The following is a 23377-nucleotide window of genomic DNA, read 5'->3' as shown; positions in this document are numbered from 1 at the left end:
TGGCCCTTTGCTAGATAGCAGCACGTTACGCCAAGTGCATAAAAATAGTCTCCATTGCCCCCCAAGGTGCCTCTTTCTCATCTACCTTCTTAAAACCATATTTTTCGTACAAATTAACATGATCACTGACAAGGTATACTTTATCGAATTCAAGTTCCTTAGCGTATGCCAAGGCAGATAAAATCAACTTTTCACTTAATCGATCGCCTCTGTACTGCTCTCCCACAAACACAAACCCGATATAAGGTGTATAGGAAACATCAGGTATGCAGTCTGTTTTTGCTAAAGTGCAATAGCCAGCAATACGATCACCATCTAATGCTGCAAAAACTCTTTCCCAGTCTGAAAAATGGAATTCTTTCATTTGTTTAGCTAAAGTAGTTCCTGCTTTCCATGAACAATTCAGCGCATACTCAGCAACGACTTGCCATAACTTATCGCTAGAATTAAGCGATTCTATTTGCATAAATACTCCCTTTCTTATAGGCAACTAGTCGCTAAATTACCTTTTTTCTTTTATTTTACTAGTCGCTCTCCGTTATCCAAACAAGCGTTCCGTTCTTATTCATAACTGTACAGTATAACACTTGATATGAACTAACATGGTAAAATATGATTATATTTAAACACAACTTCCTGTAAGCCTAAAACTGATTCAAGCAAACTTTAATACATATAGGGAGCCAGATGACTCATCCTTCTGTGAACCAAAAAAGCTCTCAACAGCCTGTTGTTTCCGACTTGCCTAATACGTAGCCAATCCCAAACCCATACCCTGCAAAGCGCCCTACCAAGCCTACTTCCAGATTTCCCGATAAAACTTGCAGTCACTTATGGTACGGTTCACCCTGATTTATCTTCACCGCGGTACATCTGTTCCAAGCTCTAAGTGAATGAACCATAACATAATTCACATCAGTTGTATGGTTGTTATTAAGCAGATTGCGGGGACCATTTATACAGCACGTTCTCTCATACACTTTCGTCCTGCATAATAACCATAAATAAATATCATACAAAGACGAGGATGCCTCTGAACCATGCGTCAGTAAAAACCATCAATGATGGCATCCCAAGTGCAAATATTAACAATAAAATCCAGTTTATATAGGAGCGTTGGAATCGTCTTTTAAGAAAACCTTCAGAAATAATATTATATAGAACCATAAGGTAGGACAATGAAGCGAAAATCAAGGAAATCAAGAAAATTTGTTCCGTTACTGTCGCGGCGCTATCAATTAAAGCGATGAGCAGTATAAGTAATAACAAAAATACAAAATTAAAGTAGGTATAAATAAAAGGAATTCCAAAAGGTGCAATCTTCGTTTTTATGTAGTATTCAACACTTGCGGCTATATTTTTATCACTCTTGAATGTTACTGGATCAACTTGTTTAAATTACAAACTATAGATTTCCTTTTCTATATCTTTATGTAATTCAAGCAACATCTCCCTTTTTAAAGACTCATTAGTTGTCTCTTTAAACTTAATGAATAATTTTAGTAAATCATAAGGAAGGAGCGAAGAGGCTTTAGATATCTTTTCAGCTACTGTAAAAAGGTCACTTTTTTCATTGAGGTATTTATATATTCCAAATTCAATGTCAGAGTAGATATCAAGAGCCTTATCTACCCGTTGTTGATTAGATTTACAAGAAAGTTGCTTCTTAGCTCCTTATACATCCAAAAAAACTAATACTGTAACTATAATTGATATTGCAGCGGGTGTTGAATCAGGAAATAAGGTTCTTAAAAACTCGATAAAATAACTCATTAAATCACTCCTTTTATTTACAATTACGCTTGATATATCATTTAGTTCCGTTGATACCATACCGACTAAAAGAGCGTATTTTAATATTCCACTATTTTATTGAAAGGTATCGACTAACAAAAAAAGCCTTCTTTCGAAGGCGGTGTAATTAAATTCTTTCTGCTATTAGGATTAAACGCTATTTCAAATTGCTACACTACGCGGAAGCGGAACTGCCCCACTTCACATCAAACAGATGATGTAGCGTAGGATATAACGGTGTATCAGCTTGACGGTCTTCCTGCAAGAGTAAGTAAAGGTCCAGCTTCGTATTATCTTCACCATTAAGTGTGCGACTGTTCATCATGCGAAGCAATAACTGATGCACGCAGTTCATTGTTGCTGGATGTTCCGGATCCGTCCAGTTGCGATTGGTTTGAAAGAAAACATCCTCGTATCTGTGTAGGATAATCCAGCACAACTCGGTCTGTTGGTCCGAATCTAATGATTCTGGGAATAACAAAGCTCGAAAAAGGGATGCATCATCCATGTTGTGGCCGGCCATAGACAACCAGGATTGAATTTCTTGGAAAGTAATCTCGAAATTGACCATGAGGTAAGTATCACTGAACTGCAGATTAACCAATTGTGTATTCATTAATAGGTCCCCTTTATATAGTCTACGTTCATCACATAAAATTCTCGTTCATTGGATGCATAAATGGTTACTCTAATTGCTTCTGGGATGTCTTTTATCTCAATGATTGGAGCTTGCGCTTCAGATGAGAGTACCACACGATCGTAATTTTCAAAATTAATTATTGGGTTTCCGGTTGTGGGATCGTTTATGGTTTCATAAACGGTATAATACTTACCGTCCATACGTTTTTCTTGATAGGTTTTAACTGCCGGCCCACCATAATATTGACTAATCCCAAAGGTCACAGTAATTAAACTACCAGCCCCACCGTCCCCACTGCCTCCTCCAACAAACCCGATATCAGTAAAGGGTTGGCCGTTGCGGGGTCAATCCCTTGATTCATATCTAGCGAAGCTAAGTTTTGTTTTCGGATAATCGATTTCAGTTTGTTGGCATACTGACTATCCGTCGCATAACCAGCTCTTTGGAGTTCGTTAGCAAACTCATAAGGATTTTCTTTGGATAATGCGAAACGATAACGGCTGTTTTTAAGTAGGAAATCCGAATGGTCAGCAAAAGATCCTGCTACGCTAGAGTAGCTCCGGAATTTTGAAGTCGTGGGCACACGTACGCCATCCACTTCTTCATGTGTTCTTGCCAAGCAATAATCACCTTTATATGATTTATTCGCTTTAATACCAAACAAATTATAATTGCATACTGCGTTTTTTCCTATGGATTCGTGGGAATGAAATTTAGGGAAATCCTCCCCAATTTCATCGATATTACGGTCCTGATTTCAACAATTAGGGAATTTCTCCCTTTAAATTCACCTAATTAGCTCATAACAGCGGATTTCAGGCGATTTATAGGGAGGTTTTCCCTATAAATCAAACAAAAACACAATCTAAACACTCGCTCAAGCACAAACTATTTTCATCTACACCCAATTCGATAATTACTCCTCCCAAAACTAAGTTTCTTTACGATAGAGCCTCACCGTTTCCTTCAGGGTATCAAACGACCAACCTCATCCATCCCTTAGCATAATTAGAAACTTTTCCATGGTTGTGATGGACGAAAAGAGAATCTCGTATTTCCATTCTTTATGTACAGATGTTAATCAATTACTGGTTTTTCCTTCGAAAATATCATTATCAACATTAAAAATATTAAAATTAGTTGGATACCCAAGTAACTAACAGGAAATAGATAAATAAGCTCTATCTGAGGAATATCAAATTCAACGAAACCAGGATTTGCAGATTTTTTCCCTTGATATTCTTTTAAGTAAAATAGAATTCTCATGCTAGGTAAAGTACTGATAACTAACCATGCAATATTGTACCTTAGCTTCCTCGTCTTTAAAGCCCTCATGCAAGAAATATATGTAAGAAATATTGGTACTGAATACATTAAGAACATCTGGTTTACTATTTCTTCATCCCAATCTTCAGTTTTCAGCTTCAAAAAATAGATAGTTATAAAATGCAAAAATACAACAATTAGAACTTGCAGAATCGCTTTAATCCTAATGTTCTTAAATTCACTTTTCACTATACCACCTCTTTATTTAGTAACAGTTCTGAATACCGATAGATTAATCCTCTATTTTCAATCTGTAAAAAACAAATAAAAAAGGAGCCGCGTAAAGAACACGACTCCCTCTTAATTAAACCGCATCAATAGCGGCACTTATGAATGGTGATTAGCGATAAACTGCTGTTCACGTACTTATTTCTTCGCAATATGCACTTTAAGCTGCTTGCCCTTCACCGTCGTCTCTCTCATCGCTTGCAGTACCATTGCACCTTTACCGTTCAAAATATCCACGTAGGTCACATTGTCCTGAATCGAGATAATACCGATATCTTCTGCAGATATACCCTCAAGCTTTGCGATTGTGCCGACAAAGTCCACGGCTCTTAGCTTCTTTTTCTTGCCGCCGTTGAAGTACAACTTCATGATCTCTTTGTTCAAGCTTTCGCTTTTGTCCTTCTTGCGGACAGGCTGCTTGTTAATTTTCTGCTCGAACGCTTCCTTCGCGTAAGCAACGGCATCATCCGAAGGAGCTTTCATGTTCGGGATGCTAAAGCCAATATAGCCTTCAATGTCCTTCACCCACTTTTGCTCATTTGGAGTGACAAAAGTGATCGCTTTGCCTGTCTTACCTGCACGAGCAGTTCTGCCTGTACGGTGCACGTAGCTTTCTTTTTCCAGTGGAATATCGTAATTAATCACGTGAGTGATGTTCTCGATATCAATGCCTCTTGCCGCTACATCGGTAGCGATTAGATAACGGAATTGCCCTCTTTTAAAAGCATTCATGACCTCAAAACGCTCGTCCTGCTCCATTCCCCCGTGGATCTTATCACAGGGATATTCCAAATCAGCCAGCCCTCTAAATACCGCATTCACCTGTTCTTGTGTACGGCAAAAGATAATGCAGCTATCCGGATTCTCCACCGTAATAATATCGCTCAGTAGCGAGAACTTAGCAGCTTGTCTCACTTCGATCAACGCATGTTCAATTGTAGCGGTTGTAATTCCACTTGCTTGAATCTCAATTCCCGTTGGATCGCTCATATATTTCCGGCACAAATTCTTAATCACTTCCGGTAATGTAGCGGAGAAAACACAAGTCACTCGTTCTTTTGGCAGCTGCTTAATGATCTTTTCGATCTGTTCAATGAACCCCATGCTCAGCATTTCGTCTGCTTCATCGATGATCAAATACTTGATCCGATTTAGCGGAAGCGTACCTCTTTCAATATGGTCGAACACACGTCCAGGCGTACCTACGACAACATGTGTTTTTTGAGTAAGCTCAATTTTTTGTGGAGCAAAAGGCTGCTTACCGAAAAGAGCCACGGCCTTAACCCGTTTAAATCGTCCAATGTTGGTGATATCCTCTTTCACTTGCATGGCAAGCTCCCGAGTAGGCGTTAGAATCAAAGCCTGCGGCTTATTCTCCACCCAATCCACCAAATCACAGACGGGGATTCCGTAAGCTGCCGTCTTTCCGCTACCCGTTTGCGATTTAACGATCAGATCCTTTTGCTGAAGAGCTACAGGGATCACTTTGCTTTGAACTTCTGTTGGTGTCTCATATTTCAGGACATCCAGTGCTTTAATAATGTCTTCGTTTAACTCATAATCTCTAAATTGCAATTCACTCATCGTTCAACCTCTTCTATGCCGATTGTTCTGGTTAAAGCGGAAACTCCGCGATCCTTCATCTTATGCATACTTATCATTATAACAGCTATTGGCTCCCTTGATTCCATTCCTTATAGAACTGGTCCAGATAATTAAGCATAAAATCATGCCGTTCTTCTGCTAACTTGCGTCCATAGGTTGTATTCATCAAGAATTTTAATTTTAATAACTTCTCATAAAAATGATTGATAGCCGTTCCTTTGCTGTAATCCCTGTACTCCTTTTGAAGCGATTCATCTCTTGGAGACACTTCTGGATCATAAGCTGGACGACCTTTCGCCCCTGAGAAAATAAAGGTTCTGGCAATGCCAATCGCACCAAGCGCATCAAGTCGATCGGCATCTTGAACCACTTGGCCTTCAAGCGTCTGCATCGGTTCTCCCCCGCCACCACTAAAGGACATCGTCTCAATAATCATCATAATATGATTAATTTGTTGCTCATCTGTAAGGTTTGAAGAAAGCCAAGTACGTACTTTAAGCAAACCTTCTTCTTTAGACGGATTAAGCTTCTCGTCAGCAACATCATGCAGCAAGGCGGCCATCGTGCAAACAAATATATCTGCGCTCTCGCTCTTGGCAATTTCAGCGGCGGTGTTGCGCACTCTATCGGAATGCCACCAGTCATGACCCGTAGTATCTTGTCCAAGTTGCTCTTTAACAAAATCTTCGGTCCGAGCTATAATTAAAGATTCATTCATCGTAGAAAAACTCCCTTTCCTTAAGGAATATCGAAGCCCTATTATAGCTGATAACTTGTCCATTCGCCCACAAGAAATCGAACCAAATATAAATTCTTGCTTGCACGACTCCAAATGATCGGCTATAATCGGCAGTAATCAAAATTTCGAAGGGAATTGGTTCTGATGAATACAAATACAATCATGCTGAATCAACTTCATTATTATCACAAACAGCGTTAGCACTCCTGAATTTTTTCAGGGAGGCTAACGCTACTCGCGTTGGCCTCCCTGCGGCATAGATCACGCGCAGGACCAAGAGGTCCTGCGCGTTTTTTTATTTTCTAAACTATGCCAATTCAAAGGAGCTACTAATGATGCAAAACATTAAAGGAACTTATGATTACTTCGGTCAAGAGCAAGCGCTCAGAAAGAACATTCAAAATACGCTGCAGGACTTGTTCGAGCTCTATGATTTTGAATCGATGGATACGACATTATTAAATGAATTGGAGTTATTAACCTCAAAATATGCAGGCGGGGACGAAATTCTCAAGGAAATGTACCAACTCACGGATCAGGGCAACCGCAAATTAGGGTTGCGTTATGATCTGACGATTCCTTTTGCCAAAGTGATCGCTTTAAATCCAGGGATAGAGTTCCCCTTCAAGCGGTATGAGATCGGAAAAGTGTTCCGAGATGGACCCGTAAAACGTGGGCGTCTGCGTGAATTCCTGCAATGTGATGTCGATGTGGTAGGCATTTCCGGCCCTGAGGCTGAAGCTGAGCTAATGCAACTGGCTACCGAAGCGTTCCGCAAGCTGGACATTCCTATCATCCTAAAATGGAACAATCGACGTTTTCTCGGTGAGATTCTAGAGTCCATTGGCGTACCTGCGGAAGACCAACTATCCGTTATGCTTACCCTTGATAAACTTGAGAAAATCAACATTAGTGGAGTGGAGAACGAGTTCATTAGCAAGGGGCTAGAACGTGCAACCATCGCAGCGATTCTAGCGCTTATCGAAATGGACAATCCAAGCTTTGAGCAGTTATGCGACAAATACAATCTCACAACACAACCGGGTGCGTCAGAGGTTCTCATCCTACAAAATCTAATCCAAGACATTGGACTACAGGAGACTTGCCGCTTCGATCCTTTCTTATCCCGAGGGCTTTCATTCTACACAGGAACAGTTTACGAGATCTTTGATGCATCTGGTTCCTTTGCCTCAAGCTTGGGTGGCGGAGGCAGATATGACGCGATTATCGGACAGCTAGTTGGCAGAGAGGATATTCAATATCCTACGGTGGGGTTGTCTTTTGGTATGGAGTCAATCATGGCGCTCCTAGCAGAACGACCTATCCAAGAAAATAGAGCAGCAAATGTTATGGTTATTCCCATTGGTGAGACACTACCACAAGCTTTAATTGCAGCAGCCGAGCTGCGTGCCTGTTCTATAAGAACCACTCTCGTATCCGGTAAAAGAAAATTAAAAAAGCAGCTCGCCACAGCTTCATCCAAAAACATCCGTTACGTTATACTGATCGGCGAAAGCGAATCAAGTGTTGATAAGGTACGTTTGAAAGATATGGTGGAACAAACAGAGATTATCGTTCCGCTGGATGAAGCTATTTACCTCATCACTGGCTAAGCTGGTGTTCGCTTATAAAGATTCACATAAAAGAAGACCCCGCCGACGGCCGGCGGGGCAAAGTTTATATTTAAGGGAGGTTATATATGTACTATAACCTTGCAAGCTTAATATTTTATGAATGACGGATAAAGATTCCCTTAATCCTTCTTAGATTTTAAACCGATCTACCAGCCCTTGTAGCTCCTTGGCACTTTGGGTATTCTCGTCAGCCACCGTAACTTCATGGAATGTCTTCTCAACGATATCAGCCGTCTTCACCGCAATATCCTGAATCCCAATAGCCCCCTCATTTACTGTAGCAGCCACTTCATTGACCGCTATAGAAATACTAGATACAGCCATACTTAGATGATCGGCCGCAGTCTCAAATTGATTCATCAGCAAATTCACTGTAGTAGCATCTCTGTTATATTGCTGACTTACCTCCGTTAACCGCTCATAGTCTCCAAGAACATTCTGGTCAATAAAAGCTAGTAACGCCTCTGAATTTTCCTTCATTAGTTCAACAGAAGCATATACACCTGAAACGACCCCTTGAATCCCAGCCGCAGTCTCTGACGATTTCTCAGCCAACTTGCGGATTTCACCAGCTACAACAGCAAATCCTCTACCTGCCTCACCTGCTCTAGCCGCTTCGATCGCTGCATTCAAAGCAAGCAGATTGGTCTGACTAGTAATCGATAGAATCGTATCCGCCAGTACATTAATCTCTGAGATCGCATTCGACTGTTCAATTGCTTTTTCCATATCGATACGAACAGATTCATACACTCGCTTCGCATTATCCGTAGACTCTATCGCCTCATCTTGTAACACCATCGCCCGCTCACTGATCTGCTTGGAAACTTCAGCGCCTTCCTTCACATTACTGGAGATCTCGGACACATTAATATCAATTTCAGTTATCGCTGCCGTCATCTCTTGTGTTGAAGCTGCTGTCTCCTCCATCCCTGCCGATAGCTGCTGTGTTGTTGCCGAATTATCATGAGCATTCTCCCGTACATCTATAGACAGCTTTTCAAGAGTCTCCGCATTATCAAGCACCTTGGTCGAGATCGTGATTAGACTACCCGCCATATCACGAAGAATAACCCGTGTTCGGAGCATCGCTATGGCTATCGTACCTGTTTCATCTTTGTTTTTCGTCAGATACTCGTACTGGGAGTCATACGTCAAATTCAGCTCTGCCGTTCTATTTATCAACTCTGTCAGTTTAGCAATCGGTGAAGAGATTTTTTGGGCAAAATATAAAGCAATCAACAATGCAATAATCAAACTTCCTGCACCCAGAAACAGATTAAAGCTTCTCATCTCATTCACAGGTTTTACAATCTCATCTAAATTTGCGGTTATCCCAAGCAACCAGTGGGTCTCAGGCATAACGGTATAGGCTGATTTTTTATCCACATCATTATATGTATAGCTAAGCAGGCTATCTTCTACTTTTTCACCAGATTTCACACGCTTCACCACAGCCATGATCTGATCATTGGCAACAGGTTGTCCTACTTGCTTCTTATCCGGATGGTACAGTGTATTCCCATTCTCATCGAGAAGATAAGCATACGAAGTCGTTGTATTTACTACTTTTGCATCTGCTAAATACTTAATCATACTATCTGCGGAAACCGCTGAAGCTACATATCCAATCATCTTCCCGTTACTCTTAACCGGATGTACAAATCCTACCACATAAGCCCCAGTAGATTTCGATTTCAGCGTTTCGCTAATGACCGGCGCCGCAGTCTCCATTACTTTCTTCGTATAATTTCTATCACTGAAATCCGTACCTATAAGCTTAATATCACTGTCAGCCACAGCGATGCCATTCATATCACTGACAAAAGCATGTTCGAGGTTCCCAGCATCCTTCACAATTCCCTGAAGGCTGATATTTACCTCATTCTGTAGCTTACTCCCCTTGGCGACGCCACCATTCCCTGCTTGGAGTAATAATTCGACAATTTCCGACCTTCCTGCAATAAGTTCAATACTTCTCTGCTCCTTCGAAATCATAGCCGATATGGTCTGAGCTTTATTCGTATTGACCTGCTTCATAGAATTCTCAGTAAGGCTCACAATGGCCTGAGTTGACCTTAAATATGTAAAAACCCCCATTACTGCAATACATAATAGGGTCACACCTATCATCATAAGTGATAGTTTAAGACGAATCTTCATTTTCCCTCATCCTTCCGACTACTGTTCATTAGAGAACAATGCAATTGTAAATAATACAACTACTATCGGATATGATGATAAATTAGTGAATATTGACGAAGCGAAAATACGGAAAATATCAAAAAATGTCGAATTTTTGCATATAAATGCAGAAAAAACTAGTTCTACTAGTTCGGTCATCTTCTTTTTACTAGTTATTAAGACCTGTTTTATTTCTAAGATGAAATAGGCGGTTCTGACTGGGATGCTGAGGAAACTTGCGTAATTGCACCATCTGTTAAAGGGTGTTTAGTTCTGCTACGTAAAAACAGACCAGACATTGCAGCGAGAATTTGCTGGAATAACATTCCTGAAATCACAGGGAGTGCAACAGCCGGAGGAAAATATTTTACTGCGAGCACAGCTCCCGCGCTTAAATTACGCATGCCGGAATTAAATTGTACGGCCACAGAATCTTCGTAGCTAAAGCGGAAACGGCGCGATACCAATGCTCCGATTACATATCCGAGAACTACGGTTACGAAGGTTACGCCAATAATAATCGCTAATTTACTATCCGGGTGTTTCAGATAACGGGCAATGCTAGCACCATTAATAGAAACAACCATGAACAACCCAACCTTTACAAATGGGGAAAGCGGAGGTCCACATACCGTATTCACCTTGCCTTTTGTCCATTGATTCAGAAGCATCCCGACTACCGAAGGAATGACAACCATCCATAGGAGTCCTTTCATCATTTCCCCAAGCTGAATCTCCACACTCGCTCCCATGAGCAAATACAAGGTACCCGGAACGACAATCGGTGACAAGAGCGTATCGATTAGAATAAGTGCCAAAGTTAGTGCAATGTTCCCGCCGTATATGGATACCCACACCACGCTAACGACACCCGTTGGGATCGCAAACAACAGTACAAATCCTGTCACTGTGTAAGGATCTCCCGGAAAAACAGCACTTGCAACGAGCCAGCCAATGAGCGGCATCACGATATGAAGAATAATCATCAACACGATCAACTTCTGTGGTTTCAGCAGTACGCCCAGCAGATCTTTGAGATTGGATTTCAAGCTTCCGATCAATGTCATAAAAGCGAATATCCATGGGACGAGACCTGTGAATGGTAGCAGTCTGCTTTCATTAAGCACACCAACCACGATGGCAGTAGGTGTTAATAGTGGCATGATTTTTTCGAGAACAACATTGGATTTGATGAGTCCATTTCTTATATTCGTAAGCATGTGTCGCATACCTTATGTATGGATGTCATACATTCCTTATCCGCAAATTTAAGTTATAGCAGTCTCTATAAGCTTACAGAAATCATACAGGACTTTCCATTAATCTACTACACAAAAAAGGAACCAATTCATTAAATTGGCTCCATGTCGTAATTTTATAGCAATGCTTAACGATTTAAACCCCTTGCGGAAACAATGCGTCCAGTGCTGGGCATGGCAGTTTATCCAGGAACTGAGCCAAAGGCGCTGGCATGTTACTATATAAGTCCTTCAGTGAGGTTCCCTGATAAATGTTGCCAATAATAACGGGATGACATAATTCAGAGATCAGGATGTCTCCATTGCCATGTAGATGAAGCTGTTTCTTGCCCTCTATGCAGTGTGGAAAATAAACGCCCGGTTGCTCCTCGAACCCAAGCGCATCCATAAACCGGTCCATGCAAGTGAAATACAGGGTCGTATCCTCTTTCTTCATAGCGATCAGTTCACTCACAGCATTCTTTAATTGTTCACGGGCAGCTATAGACTTCCAACCCGTATGATCCATGATAATACTGTTCTGAATCTCATGTGTTCTGACACCCATCGCATATACGTGATCACTAATTTCCTTCATATTATCCTGAGTTTCGCTGAACAACAGCGTTTCCAGCACCGTATCTACACTAGTTGCCGCGAACATAGTAATGTTCTCTCTAATTTTCTCGTAGATGCTTGGATGAATATTATAATAACGAGAGAATGCGTCCGCTGTAGTAAAATTGAAGGAAATATGTATCGTCGTTAATCCTGCCGCGACCAATTGATCAATCCGTTCAGCATTTAAAAGACTGCCGTTTGAATTCAGCTGTGTCTGAATCCCTCTGGATGAGCAGTAGTTTACAATCTCCACACAGTCATCGAACTTTAATGTGACCTCGCCACCTGACAAGCGTACTCTTTTCAGACCAGGAAGCTCTTCAAGAATTCGGATAACCTCTTTAGCCTTGATGCTTTGTCCATCATTTCTATTATACGCACAACAATAATCGCAGCGAAAATTACAGTTCGAGGTAACTCCTATTTCTAAGCCTTCCAGCTCATAAGTAAGCGGTTTGTCTAGTTCCAATGCTTTATATCTCATTCTCTAAAGTCCTCCTGAAAAATAATGATTTGATTCAAGGGTTCAATCTTAGAGATTATAAAGGTTTATGGCTTAGGTTAATGTGAGGTATATAACAGTCGAAGTGTGTTTAAGAAATCCACGTCATCAGCTTTCGGACGTAACTCCGGGAATGTTTGGACTTCCGGAGACAGCCTATGCTTACAAAGTGAGCTTTCCTACGGAAAGCTTTCAGGCGGCCGCTATCGCTCCTACAGCTCCAAACTTCCCTTCGTCACTACTCAGCTGATCTCATTTTTCGTAATGCTTTCCTTCTTCGAAAGAGTTGCCACCTGATGGTACCCAAACGCTCTGGTGAATTTTCTTCTCATTTACGACTGAATAAATATAAATCCAACCTTCTTCGTTTTTAAATCTAACTTGTAAATGATAAGGATTATATTGTCTACCTGCTTGTCGACTAATTTCCCATTCTTGATTAGGGTACTTCTCCTCCAAATAGTGATTGAGCTGTTCTGTTTTTCGGGATACTTGATAATCAATCCAGTAAGGGCGAATAGCGAAGGATAATAGCAAAAGTACAGTTATTGAAGATACTATAATTAAACCAGCCTTCCTAAGCTTACGGGGTAAAAACAAGGCTACTCCAAATATAATGAGGACAAAAGCAACCGAAAATATGATTTCTATTGCAGTAATTGGATGCAACATAACCCTCCTCTGAATCAGGCTTCTTTCGAATTCCATGACCCATTTACTGGTCTGAACCATTAATTTCCAGTATAATGCTTTATTGTAAGCAAACACAACTCATGCAGAACGCTTGAAAGGAGCCAAAAGATGAGGAAAATCATCCTAAATTCACTCATTATACTAATATTCATATTTGTTACAGGCTGTACACCTAATGCCGATACGGTTGATACACCGCTGTACTCAGGGAAAAGCTTATTTATAGGTGTTGTTGGAGAGGTGCCTAAAATAAGAGAAGAACATGTGCACTTCACAAGTATTTCTTTTGAGGAGTTAGAAGATTATTCAAAGCTCTCCTCCCAATATGATGCTGTAGTTATTACGAAAGAGCATCTGAAAGAAGCGGACGACAACAAGTATGTTAAAGTATACACAAATGCAGGTGTTCCTTTCTTCTTTATTGGAGCTACGAAATCATTTATGCCGTTTGTTCTTGAAGACGTATCGTATGAGCACTATTCTTTAATAAATTTTAATAATGATATGTATGTCACAGGCTATTTCCATAATGGTGAAAAATTTAGATCTTGGGAATACGGGCTTTACAACGGCAAAGTAAATGAACCCAACATTAAAAATGTATACTCAGTGATGTTCACTACTATCGAGTCCATCAAGAATGGTACGTATGAATAGGCATATCCCCCTTCGCCGTCCCTATAAGCGCGGTGAATGCTTACGTGAGGAAGAGAAAGATCATTTATGCCGTGAAGCCTATAAATTCCGATCCATTTTAGATTTCATATCCCGAACTCCCCCACCTCCTGCACCCAGTCAATGAAATAATGATGGGAGATGGCAAAGGAGATATATAGGGATAAACTCCCTATATTCAGGATGATTTCTTCACAATTACCCAGTTATGCGGAATTTCTCCCTCTAATACGGGGGATTTTCTAAAAACCGACGATATCCGCTGAAATTATAGGGAGAAATTCCCTATATGCCACCTGTTCATCCCTAAAATACAGAATTTATAGGGAGGATTTCCCTATATTTTAATAGATCTACTCCATACTAGCTTTATATGAGAAAGATAAGGATAATTTATTGCGCAAGCATATAAATTTTTCCTAAAAAAAGGGCTGCCAAATGGCAGCCCTTTTCTTTTGATAACGTATCATAATCCCGCCTACAACTCCACAGACTTGCCCATCTCATTCCAGACAGGCTGTCCAATCAAGCCCACACGCCAAATTGCAATCCCTTTAAGACCATAACGTTTAGCAAGTCCAACCTTGGAATTTACTGATGTTTCATTCTCACTGTATACGGAAATACCGAGAATCAGCTTATCCTTACTCACTTGCTGAAGTGCAAGCCGGATGCCTTCATCAACTAAACTCATCGGCTCTGGAATTTTTTTCTCTTGCAAATAATCATAAGCCATAATGACCAAATCGTCTGCGAGGCTTCCCAGCGTCTTGTAATCATAACCTTTATAAGAGCTGTTTAATGGATGAAGAATAACCGTGAGCTTAAGACCTGCTGCATGTGCTTTTTGAGACAAATTCTTCACAAAAGCATTGTAATCGGCTTGCACCTTTGCTTTATCTCCCGTTAGACCCAGTCCTTCGAGATCCAGCGTGATGCCTTGGAATCCCTTTTGTGTAGCCAGTTCAATGATTCCTGTAATCGTCTGCTCTTGAAGCACTTTATCTTCCAGATTCTTCGTGAGCTCCGCTGCAGTGTCACCAGAAAAGACCATCAGATAAGGCGCTGTGCCACCTGCTGCTGCATTCGAGATAATAGACTCTGGGGTTACATCCCCAGCTGCTTGAGGCCATCTAAAGTCAGTGCCTGTCGTGGTGAATTGTCCACTTTTATCAATCCCGCTCCACCCAAAAGCTACAGCATCAAAGCTAGGAAGTAACGAAATTTCACTGTATGAGCTAAGCGCATAAAAGCCCAGCTTATACATATCCGTCTTTGGTGAAGTGATCGATACCGTTTTGGTTGCTTGATCCCAAGCTACGCCCGCACCAAACTGCTGGCCGAAAAAGCTGAGTGGAATCATCGTGTTATTACGGATCGTTTGCGGGGCAACCCCTAGCTTCACAACTTCGCCGTTTACGCCTGCATTTTTACTACCAAGGGTCAACGTTACCACTTTAGTACCCGCTGTATCCGTCTTGGTCGCGGTAATTTTCTTAAGCGCTTGATTCCACTCTACGTTGATCCCCAGCGCTTCTGATATCGCCCGGAATGGAACCATCGTCGTTCCGTTCATCACAACAGGCTCTACTGGAAACGGCAGTGCATAACCATCCAGCACAATACTAACTCCACCTGCGGGTGCTGCTTGTGTAGTGTTTTGGAATAATGCCGTGGTGCCGCCTAGCGAAATCGCCAGACATAAAACCAATTTGCCAATCCGTTTGTTCATGACTGTTAAGTCTCCCATCTTCCATAATATGAAGTGTAATCTCTTAAACTCTTTATATGTCTTCTACCATTTTACCAAAGATTATCCAATTGTAAAATTAATAGATTGTCATTTATGAGTTTCGAAATTATTATTTTTCATATTAGTAGAGGTCGACAAAATTACATAAACACGCTCAAAAAGGTTCCCACTGCTCGTTCAACATCTACATCCACAGCAACTTGTATGGGTTTACCCACTTTTGGCAGAGCCCGCAAATCCGCTACGACCATTCCCGATGTAAACTCACCTTTGTGCTCCACACGAACATTCATTTCTTTATAGGTTACTAGATCTGGTTGCAGCGCAACCATAAGCGCGAGCGGATCATGCAGCGGTGCACTGTTAATCAAAAAGTTCGCTTCACGATAGAAATTAAAATAATGAGTGAGCGATTGTTCCATAAACGAAATGATCTCTTTATTCTCTTCACGTCCAAAACGGTTTAATAAATCGATATGCTCTTGGGTAATCCGCGTCTTAAGCGTAACGTCTAAACCCACCATCATTACGGGAAGTCCAGATGTAAATACATGATCTGCAGCTTCAGGGTCTCCAGCAATATTCGCTTCTGCAACCGGTGTTCTATTGCCGGGATTGAAGATCGTACCGCCCATCACCACTACTTTTTTCAAAGTATTCTTAATACCAGGATCCATATCAAGCGCCATCGAAAGGTTGGTTAGATGTGCCAGTGTAACTAATACAATTTCTCCGGGATTCTCATTAGCCATCCGGACAATAAACTCTGATGCAGTTTCGCTAATGGGACGCTGGCTGGATGGAGCAATTTCCACATTACCAATACCGTTCTCACCATGCACATGAGTGGCGTAGCCTGAGTGCTCACGAACAAGTGCCTTGGATGCTCCGATAGCTACAGGAATCTCATAACCAGGCTTAGCAAGCTCAATCAGTCGCAGTGAATTGTCCGCCGCCTTGTCGACATCAATATTCCCAAAAACGGTTGTAATTCCTTCTACAATTACATTTGGAGCACGTAAGGCATACAGAATCGCCAGTGCGTCATCAATACCTGTGTCTGCATCAATAATAATTCGTGTTTTGCTCATTTATGTTCTCTCCCACCCTGCAATGTCGTATGGATTATCATATCACGGCCTACCAGTACGCTCAATTTTATTCATTTGCTGTTCTTTAAAAGTATGAATAAAGCTTTCAGGATCACACTCTACCAAATAAGTATATACACCCTTACTCGTGTACAGATAGAACATCCCCTCTGAACCTCCCATTGAGCGATAGGACATATCTAAAATATCTTTTATTGGAAATTCACGATGACGAGTCACGACTCTATCTTTGTACAAATACATTAAGCGATTGCATGTAATACTTCGTTGTTCTCCATCCTTAATTTCTCGCTGTATCTTATAATACGGAAGCTGAGCTACCCATTTCATTTGAAGTCCTCCTGCTTGACGTAATGGACTCCATTTTATTATTCTTTTTACCTTTTTGCAAAATAAAGAAGCTCGACGATCCCCTTAGAAGGAATCATCAAGCTTCAGGAACACCTTTTATTTCGCAGTATAAGCTACAGCTGCTCGGCAAAAGCGTTCCAGCGCTTCAACTAGAATAGATCTAGGACAAGCTAGATTGATCCGCAGATGACCTTGTCCCTCAGTTCCAAAGACAGAGCCTTCATTAAAAGCAACTTTAGCCTCTTTGTACATCAGCTGTTTAAGTCCATCTATATCCAGATTCAGACCGCGGCAGTCAACCCATAGCAGGTATGTGCCTTGCGGATGCATCACTTGGACCTGCGGCAAATGCTCCGACAGATAGCTAATCGCATAGTCCACATTGCCTGACACGTACTCTAAAAGCTCATCCAACCATTCTTCACCATCATTATAGGCAGCTTCTACTGCACCTTGGGCGAAGTAGCTAGCCATATGTAAACTCAAGGCTTTCATTTTTCGATCAAATTTAAGCTTCAATTCCGGATTGGAAGACACGATAAAAGAAGATTGTAACCCCGGTAGATTGAAGGTTTTGGTCGCGGCAAGTGTGGTCAGTGTAATATTCGCAATTTCCTCAGATAAGGATGCAAAAGGGATATGCTCATAACCTGGAAGCGCCAAATCACAATGAATCTCATCAGAGATTACGGTCACTCCATAACGCAGACAGAGCTCACCAAGCTTCAGCAGCTCTTCTCTTTCCCATACTCTACCACCCGGATTATGCGGACTGCATAGAAGCAGCAGCTTGGCTCCACCTTGCATCAGCCCTTCCAATTGCTCATAATCCATCTCGAAGCGTCCATTACGAATAACAAGCGGATTCTTGGCGACCTTGCGATCATTCATTTGGATGACGTCATAGAAGGGATAATAGACTGGCGACTGTAAAATAACCTCGTCCCCTGGCTCGGTAAACAGCTCTACAGCAAAACTTAAGGAGGTTACGATTCCGGGAGAATCCGAAATCCATTCCGGTTTAATTTCCCAATCATGCCGTCTTCTGAACCACGACGTGATAGCTTCTTTATAAGAGTCACTAGGTACACTGTATCCGTAAACCCCTTGTTCTGCGCGGCGCAGAATCGCTTCCTTCACTGCAGGAGGACTTTCAAAATCCATGTCTGCCACCCAAAGTGGCATAATATCCTTCTCACCAAACAACTTCTCGGACTGGTCCCACTTGTAAGAACGTGTATTACGGCGGTCAATTACGCGATCGAAATCATACTTCAATTAAAGTCACCTCATCCTTATAAACTTGTCCCTTATTGTATCATGAGGCGGAGGATATCGCACTCTGGATAAGAAAGAACGCACTTGTCGAAAGTGCGCCCTCCTTAACTCTTATACAGCTACGTGTTATTGCAGCCAATCTTCCAAATGCGATGCCACAAATCCATCATCCACTAGATGGGGATAGTCTCTGCGCACTCTGTTGATTTCCTCCACTTGCCCCGGGGATAATCGTTCCTCCGGATTTAGACACCATAAGCCTTCAAGCAATCCTTGATGGCGAAGCACTTCATGAATACCCGGGATACAGCCATGAAAATGATGCGCGGGATCAAATATCGCCGCATTGCTATCCGTCACTTCAGCCCCAAGCGTCAACCAATTGGATGCCAACGAGGGTTCACTTCTGACCTTTTTAATCTCATTAAGCAGCTGTACTGCTTTGCTCGTCCAGACTGCCCAGTGACCGAGTAGGCCGCCGACTATTTTTTTCTCAACGGGCTTGCCGTTCACCTTAAATCGGAAGGTCGTGAGCAGATCGCTGATAATATTATCATCATTTCCTGTATAAAGGGCAATTTCTTCGCGGCGGCTGGATTCAAGTACGGCTCTGACTACATCCAGTGTTTGATAACGATTGAACGGTGCCATTTTGATGGCGATTACGCCTTCTATTTCAGCAAATGCCTTCCAAAAATCAAAACTTAAAATCCGTCCTCCCACCGACGGCTGAAGGTAGAAACCAAACACCGGAATCACATCTGCCACTCTGCGTGTTCGTTCTAGCAGTTCTTCCTCACTCAAGGTTTGCAGGCCTCCCATGCTAAGCAGTCCCGCTTCATACCCAAAGCTTGCGGCAAGGCGCGCTTCAAGAACAGCCTGCTCCGTCCCACCGCAAATACCCGCTACTTTCATGAATGGCCGATTTAGCTGGGCAAGCTCCACCTCTTCCGCAGCTAGACGTAACACAGGTTCCAGCAGCCCTACTTCTGGATCCCTGATCTCGAATTGAGTGGAATGCACGGCAACCGCGACTCCACCCGCCCCAGAAGCAACATAATATCGGGTAAGTGCCCGTTGACGCCGCTCATCCAGCTTGCGCTCTTTAGTTAAGGCGAGAGGATGTGCGGGAATAGCCAACCCATCATGAAGCGCGGCATGTAATTCCGAAGTCAAAGGTACTCTTGTCAGTGTCATTAATATTTGCCCTCCCGCTCCTGAAAATGCGTGGGTTTATTCCAGGTTTCTCCGCCTTGCCCTACCCAATCGCCAATCCAGTCGATCATTTCGGCCAGCGATACCCGCGGATAGCCAAAGGTGGCAGCGGCTTTCGCTGCATTACTTAGCAGTGCAGTAGGTGCTTCTGCACCTGTAAAGATCGGCTCAATGCCTAACTTACGGCCGAATTCATTCGCAGCCCAGCGCAGGGACAATGTCTCAGGCCCAGTAATGTTCATGACATTAGGCGGCGAACTGCAACGTAGCAGTGCTCGCAATGCGATTTCATTCGCATCCCCTTGCCAGATCACATTGGCATGACCCATTGTGATATCAATGGGAAGTCCCTCCCTGACCGATCGAGCAAGCTCCAATAACACACCATACCGCAGATCAATGGCGTAATTCAGCCGATAAATGAACATCGGCGTTCCATTTTTATGAGAGAAATGTTCAAATATACGCTCCCGGCCCAGACAGGATTGCCCATACTCCCCGTTCGCGTTCGGAGAAGTTCTTTCCGTTGCGCCTCCTTGGCTGACCGGAGTAAAAGGGTAAACGTTGCCTGTCGAGAATACAACCATTCGTGAATTACGGAAACGTTCCGCAACGCGGCCCGGCAGATAGGCATTCATCATCCAAGTGAAATGCTCATTCCCGGTCGTGCCGAATTTATTCCCGGCCATATAGAGAATATTTTGGGTTTCAGGGAGTGCCTGCAGCGCCTTATCGTCAGACAAATCGGCGGAGATAATCTCGACCCCGGCCTCTTCAAGCTCTCGTCTCAGCTCCTTATTCGAGAAGCGGGATACGCCGATAACCTTCTTGTTTAGCCCCGCTTGGCGAATTGCATTCACCGCTAGCCTTGCGAGACTGGGTCCCATCTTGCCCCCCACGCCTAGTAGCATAATATCTCCATCGAGCTGGCTAAGTTCCTCAATCAGTGCTGCCGATGGACTTGCCAAGCGCTCCTCCAACTCTTGAACGGTTCGCATCATTGAACTCTCCTCTCCATTGACTCAAGTTTGTTGCTTTTACCACAAATGACCTCAAAGCTTGGTGTAATCGGACACGATGCTAGTTGTAATTGGGAACCAGGCTAGCTGAGATTAGAAACTAGCTTGTTGTGATCGGAAACCAAGCTAACTACAATCGAAAGCTAACTAGCTACATTCACAAACCAGCTTGCTACAATCGAAAACTAACTCCCTGATTGCAGAATGTGCAATAGAATTTCCAAATTCATCGCTAAAAAATGAATCTATTGCACTTCATACATCAGATTCCCGCTATAAGCTCGTTTAGTGGTGATTATCTGAAATTTCATTGCACAAAATGCAATAGAATCAAAGTCCAGCCTCTCTAGAGCGGAATCTATTGCATAAAATGCAATCACTCAAAGCAAAGCAATCATCACATTCAAATCATTCAAATCATTCAAAGCAATAAACCAAATTCAGTCCAGCCTATCCAGTTCAGTCAAACAATCTAGTAAACTCATACTAACTTTTGTCTTAGTGTAGCTTAGGCGCTTACCTTGTAATCCGACGCTTGGTCTCATTCTCTTCCAACACCTACAGCCCTAAGCGCCTCGCGGAAATATCCAACTCAATTTCGTCGCCATCCTGCACAAGGGTCGCAATTCCTCCGATAGCCACTTCCGGAGCCGCAAATACGTACGATTCGTGCGCTATTTGCGACATGCGCGATACTTACGATTCGTGCAATGCGTGCGATACGTACAATTCGTACAATTCGTACAATTCGTGCGATATAAGTGTATTTCGTACACTTATATCAACTCCTGTTCCCGTAGATGACAATTTAGTTGTACTATCTGCAATTAAAAATCCAAAATGAGCCTACAAACAGCGATTTGATAAGATTTAACTGTATGAAGTGCAGTTAAAGTCCACATGAGACGATTACGATATACTGTAGTTGTATAAAGTGCAGCTATTTTATCTTCACAAGCATTTGATTATTTCAGTCTCGGCTATTATTTCGAGTGCACCGATTCCCTCTCGCTCAGCAACTCTTCTCTAAGCTCAACAGGGAGAAGAAAGTCAAAGTCACAACCGAGGTTCGCTTGAAGCACACGCTCATGAAACAGCAAGCCATACCCTCTGTCGTAGTGCGGCTTGGGCGCTTGCCATGAGACCCTACGTCGTGCCAATTCTTCATCCGACACCTTCAGCTCCAAGCGCCTCGCGGAAATATCCAGCTCAATTTCGTCGCCATCCTGCACAAGCGCCAGCGTACCACCAACAGCAGCTTCCGGCGCCGCATGTACAATTAATGCGCCATAGGAAGTACCGCTAATCCGCGCGTCAGAGATGCGGACCATGTCGCGTATGCCCTGCTTCAGCAGCTTTTGTGGAATCGGGATTTGCCCGATCTCCGGCATCGCTGGAGCACCCTTCGGGCCTGCGTTTTTAAGCACTAGCACACTGTTCTCATCCACGACCAGATCAGGATCATCGATCCGCTTATTTAGATCGGCCGGGCTCTCGAACACTACTGCGCGTCCGATATGCTTTTTGAGATGAACGGATACAGCGGTCTGCTTGATCAGCGCCCCATCCGGCGCCAGATTCCCACGCAATACGGCAATCCCACCTTGGCTGTCCAGCGGCTCCTCCAAGGTACGAATCACATCTCTGTCCAGCGTTACTGCCTGAACCAGATTTTCTGCAACCGTTCTGCCCGTTACAGTCAAGCAATCCCCATGCAGCAGCGGCTCCAGCTCCTTCATCAGTGCGGGTACACCACCTGCCTCGAAATACTCCTCCATTTGATATTTGCCCGAAGGACGCAGGTTCAAAATAAACGGGGTCTGACTACTGATCCGGTCAAATGTCTCTAAAGGCAGCTTCATCCCCAGCCGCTGGGAGATCGCTATAAGATGGATGATAGCGTTCGTCGATCCGCCGCTCGCCATCGTAACTGTGATCGCATTCTCTATCGCCGCCGCAGTCATGATGTCGCGGGGACGAATGCCCTGGCGAACCAGCTCTACGATCTGCTTGCCCGTTCGCTCAGACATATGCCTGCGTCTGCTGTCCGGCGCGGGAATAGCCGCACAGCCCGGTAACGCCATGCCGATTGCTTCGGCGATCGAGGCCATCGTGCTTGCTGTGCCCATCACCATGCAGTGACCATCACTACGGCAAATTGCATTCTCTGCAACAGCCAGCTCTTCGTCACTTATATTTCCGGCTTTATGCTCCAGCGTAAAGCCATAACAATCCGTGCACGCTCCAAGGCTACGCCCGCCCAATCGGCCATTTAGCATAGGGCCACCTGTCAATACAATGGCTGGAATATTGGCGCTAGCGGCTGCCATCAGCTGAGCGGGTACCGTTTTATCGCAACCCCCAAGCAGCACTACCCCGTCAATGGGATGCCCCTTCATCATTTCTTCCGTATCCATCGCCATCAAATTACGCAGCAGCATCGTTGTAGGCTTCACATAAGGCTCACCAATCGAAATCGTCGGGAATTCCATCGGCACTCCCCCTGCCTGCCAAACACCACGCTTCACATAATCCACCAATTCATTAAAATGGGAATGGCATTTATTCAGCTCACTAAACGTGTTGCAAATGCCGATCACTGGCTTGCGGAGATCTTCTTCGGTGTACCCCATAGACTTCGTGAAGGAACGATGGATAAATCCCCATAGATCTTTTTCATGAAAATAAGCCTCGCTCTTCAACTGACCGCCTGATTCAGCCATACGCTCCTCGCTGTCCCTGCACTCCGCCATGACCCCATCTCCTTTTA

20 protein-coding genes are annotated in these 23377 nt (G+C 43.2%); 2 read left to right on the top strand and 18 right to left on the bottom strand.

Annotated features, from left to right (window positions below):
• Positions 1 to 25 precede the first annotated feature (25 nt).
• The 7 genes from MHI27_RS09740 to MHI27_RS09710 all read right to left on the bottom strand — a co-directional run bounded on the left by MHI27_RS09740 (position 26) and on the right by MHI27_RS09710 (position 6311).
• On the bottom strand, positions 26 to 466 hold the full coding sequence (locus tag MHI27_RS09740) for a GNAT family N-acetyltransferase (protein WP_076298564.1): 441 nt from the start codon (positions 464 to 466) through the stop codon (positions 26 to 28).
• Positions 467 to 1969: 1503 nt separating this feature from the next.
• Complete coding sequence (locus MHI27_RS09735) at positions 1970 to 2410, bottom strand: hypothetical protein (protein ID WP_076283214.1); 441 nt, start codon at positions 2408 to 2410, stop codon at positions 1970 to 1972.
• Positions 2410 to 2697, bottom strand: coding sequence for a hypothetical protein (locus tag MHI27_RS09730; protein WP_405176149.1), 288 nt, complete (start codon positions 2695 to 2697; stop codon positions 2410 to 2412). The genes MHI27_RS09735 and MHI27_RS09730 overlap by 1 nt, the downstream gene beginning before the upstream one ends.
• A gap of 5 nt (positions 2698 to 2702) precedes the next feature.
• A complete protein-coding gene (locus MHI27_RS09725; protein ID WP_256721575.1) occupies positions 2703 to 3128 on the bottom strand; it encodes a glucosaminidase domain-containing protein in 426 nt (141 codons plus the stop codon).
• Between the two features lie 383 nt (positions 3129 to 3511).
• Positions 3512 to 3949, bottom strand: coding sequence for a hypothetical protein (locus MHI27_RS09720; RefSeq protein ID WP_405176148.1), 438 nt, complete (start codon positions 3947 to 3949; stop codon positions 3512 to 3514).
• A gap of 177 nt (positions 3950 to 4126) precedes the next feature.
• Entirely contained in the window at positions 4127 to 5572 is a 1446-nt protein-coding gene (locus MHI27_RS09715; protein WP_405176147.1) for a DEAD/DEAH box helicase, read from the bottom strand.
• 85 nt (positions 5573 to 5657) lie between these two features.
• Complete coding sequence (locus MHI27_RS09710) at positions 5658 to 6311, bottom strand: HD domain-containing protein (protein ID WP_405176146.1); 654 nt, start codon at positions 6309 to 6311, stop codon at positions 5658 to 5660.
• A 353-nt stretch (positions 6312 to 6664) separates the two neighbouring features.
• On the opposite strand from MHI27_RS09710, the gene MHI27_RS09705 reads away from it, so the two are divergent.
• Positions 6665 to 7945 carry a histidine--tRNA ligase gene (locus MHI27_RS09705; RefSeq protein WP_405176145.1) on the top strand — a complete coding sequence of 427 codons (1281 nt, stop codon included), beginning with the start codon at positions 6665 to 6667 and terminating at the stop codon, positions 7943 to 7945.
• A gap of 150 nt (positions 7946 to 8095) precedes the next feature.
• Here the strand turns inward: MHI27_RS09705 and MHI27_RS09700 are convergent, their stop codons facing one another.
• From MHI27_RS09700 to MHI27_RS09685, 4 genes are all read right to left on the bottom strand, one after another.
• Positions 8096 to 10129, bottom strand: a complete 2034-nt coding sequence (locus MHI27_RS09700; protein ID WP_341061707.1) for a methyl-accepting chemotaxis protein — start codon at positions 10127 to 10129, stop codon at positions 8096 to 8098.
• A 215-nt stretch (positions 10130 to 10344) separates the two neighbouring features.
• Positions 10345 to 11370: a bile acid:sodium symporter family protein gene (locus MHI27_RS09695; RefSeq protein WP_076298572.1), complete on the bottom strand. Its 1026-nt coding sequence runs from the start codon at positions 11368 to 11370 to the stop codon at positions 10345 to 10347.
• A gap of 175 nt (positions 11371 to 11545) precedes the next feature.
• Positions 11546 to 12493: a radical SAM protein gene (locus MHI27_RS09690; RefSeq protein WP_341061706.1), complete on the bottom strand. Its 948-nt coding sequence runs from the start codon at positions 12491 to 12493 to the stop codon at positions 11546 to 11548.
• Positions 12494 to 12763: 270 nt separating this feature from the next.
• Positions 12764 to 13183: a hypothetical protein gene (locus MHI27_RS09685; protein ID WP_405176144.1), complete on the bottom strand. Its 420-nt coding sequence runs from the start codon at positions 13181 to 13183 to the stop codon at positions 12764 to 12766.
• Between the two features lie 129 nt (positions 13184 to 13312).
• On the opposite strand from MHI27_RS09685, the gene MHI27_RS09680 reads away from it, so the two are divergent.
• The gene (locus tag MHI27_RS09680) at positions 13313 to 13861 is read left to right on the top strand and encodes a hypothetical protein (RefSeq protein ID WP_405176143.1); all 549 of its coding nucleotides are present in this window, start codon (positions 13313 to 13315) and stop codon (positions 13859 to 13861) included.
• A 496-nt stretch (positions 13862 to 14357) separates the two neighbouring features.
• Here the strand turns inward: MHI27_RS09680 and MHI27_RS09675 are convergent, their stop codons facing one another.
• The 7 genes from MHI27_RS09675 to MHI27_RS09645 form a co-directional block, all read right to left on the bottom strand.
• Positions 14358 to 15611 carry a stalk domain-containing protein gene (locus MHI27_RS09675; RefSeq protein WP_081382750.1) on the bottom strand — a complete coding sequence of 418 codons (1254 nt, stop codon included), beginning with the start codon at positions 15609 to 15611 and terminating at the stop codon, positions 14358 to 14360.
• A 161-nt stretch (positions 15612 to 15772) separates the two neighbouring features.
• A complete protein-coding gene (locus MHI27_RS09670) occupies positions 15773 to 16723 on the bottom strand; it encodes a nucleoside hydrolase (RefSeq protein WP_076283227.1) in 951 nt (316 codons plus the stop codon).
• 42 nt (positions 16724 to 16765) lie between these two features.
• Positions 16766 to 17074, bottom strand: coding sequence for a hypothetical protein (locus MHI27_RS09665; protein ID WP_076283228.1), 309 nt, complete (start codon positions 17072 to 17074; stop codon positions 16766 to 16768).
• 117 nt (positions 17075 to 17191) lie between these two features.
• Positions 17192 to 18373, bottom strand: coding sequence for a MalY/PatB family protein (locus MHI27_RS09660; protein ID WP_076298577.1), 1182 nt, complete (start codon positions 18371 to 18373; stop codon positions 17192 to 17194).
• A gap of 126 nt (positions 18374 to 18499) precedes the next feature.
• A complete protein-coding gene (locus tag MHI27_RS09655; RefSeq protein ID WP_405176142.1) occupies positions 18500 to 19570 on the bottom strand; it encodes a dihydrodipicolinate synthase family protein in 1071 nt (356 codons plus the stop codon).
• Positions 19570 to 20586 (bottom strand): NAD(P)-dependent oxidoreductase, encoded by a 1017-nt coding sequence (locus MHI27_RS09650; RefSeq protein ID WP_042186732.1) that lies wholly within the window; start codon positions 20584 to 20586, stop codon positions 19570 to 19572. Before MHI27_RS09650 ends, MHI27_RS09655 begins: the two co-directional genes overlap by 1 nt.
• A 1004-nt stretch (positions 20587 to 21590) precedes the next feature.
• On the bottom strand, positions 21591 to 23360 hold the full coding sequence (locus MHI27_RS09645; RefSeq protein ID WP_405176141.1) for an IlvD/Edd family dehydratase: 1770 nt from the start codon (positions 23358 to 23360) through the stop codon (positions 21591 to 21593).
• Positions 23361 to 23377: the final 17 nt, after the last annotated feature.

This window comes from Paenibacillus sp. FSL H8-0261, assembly GCF_045040645.1.
Taxonomy (GTDB): domain Bacteria; phylum Bacillota; class Bacilli; order Paenibacillales; family Paenibacillaceae; genus Paenibacillus_AQ.
This window is presented reverse-complemented; position numbering and strand designations above follow the sequence as displayed.

Excerpts from the sequence above, each read along its gene's own strand:
- MHI27_RS09680 (WP_405176143.1), top strand. The coding sequence starts at position 13,313 with ATGAGGAAAATCATCCTAAATTCACTCATTATACTAATATTCATATTT.
- MHI27_RS09650 (WP_042186732.1), bottom strand. The coding sequence starts at position 20,586 with ATGCGAACCGTTCAAGAGTTGGAGGAGCGCTTGGCAAGTCCATCGGCA.
- MHI27_RS09735 (WP_076283214.1), bottom strand. The coding sequence starts at position 2,410 with ATGAATACACAATTGGTTAATCTGCAGTTCAGTGATACTTACCTCATG.
- MHI27_RS09705 (WP_405176145.1), top strand. The coding sequence starts at position 6,665 with ATGATGCAAAACATTAAAGGAACTTATGATTACTTCGGTCAAGAGCAA.
- MHI27_RS09695 (WP_076298572.1), bottom strand. The coding sequence starts at position 11,370 with ATGCTTACGAATATAAGAAATGGACTCATCAAATCCAATGTTGTTCTC.
- MHI27_RS09710 (WP_405176146.1), bottom strand. The coding sequence starts at position 6,311 with ATGAATGAATCTTTAATTATAGCTCGGACCGAAGATTTTGTTAAAGAG.
- MHI27_RS09675 (WP_081382750.1), bottom strand. The coding sequence starts at position 15,611 with ATGAACAAACGGATTGGCAAATTGGTTTTATGTCTGGCGATTTCGCTA.
- MHI27_RS09645 (WP_405176141.1), bottom strand. The coding sequence starts at position 23,360 with ATGGCGGAGTGCAGGGACAGCGAGGAGCGTATGGCTGAATCAGGCGGT.
- MHI27_RS09715 (WP_405176147.1), bottom strand. The coding sequence starts at position 5,572 with ATGAGTGAATTGCAATTTAGAGATTATGAGTTAAACGAAGACATTATT.
- MHI27_RS09670 (WP_076283227.1), bottom strand. The coding sequence starts at position 16,723 with ATGAGCAAAACACGAATTATTATTGATGCAGACACAGGTATTGATGAC.
- MHI27_RS09665 (WP_076283228.1), bottom strand. The coding sequence starts at position 17,074 with ATGAAATGGGTAGCTCAGCTTCCGTATTATAAGATACAGCGAGAAATT.
- MHI27_RS09700 (WP_341061707.1), bottom strand. The coding sequence starts at position 10,129 with ATGAAGATTCGTCTTAAACTATCACTTATGATGATAGGTGTGACCCTA.
- MHI27_RS09685 (WP_405176144.1), bottom strand. The coding sequence starts at position 13,183 with ATGTTGCATCCAATTACTGCAATAGAAATCATATTTTCGGTTGCTTTT.
- MHI27_RS09655 (WP_405176142.1), bottom strand. The coding sequence starts at position 19,570 with ATGACACTGACAAGAGTACCTTTGACTTCGGAATTACATGCCGCGCTT.
- MHI27_RS09690 (WP_341061706.1), bottom strand. The coding sequence starts at position 12,493 with ATGAGATATAAAGCATTGGAACTAGACAAACCGCTTACTTATGAGCTG.
- MHI27_RS09740 (WP_076298564.1), bottom strand. The coding sequence starts at position 466 with ATGCAAATAGAATCGCTTAATTCTAGCGATAAGTTATGGCAAGTCGTT.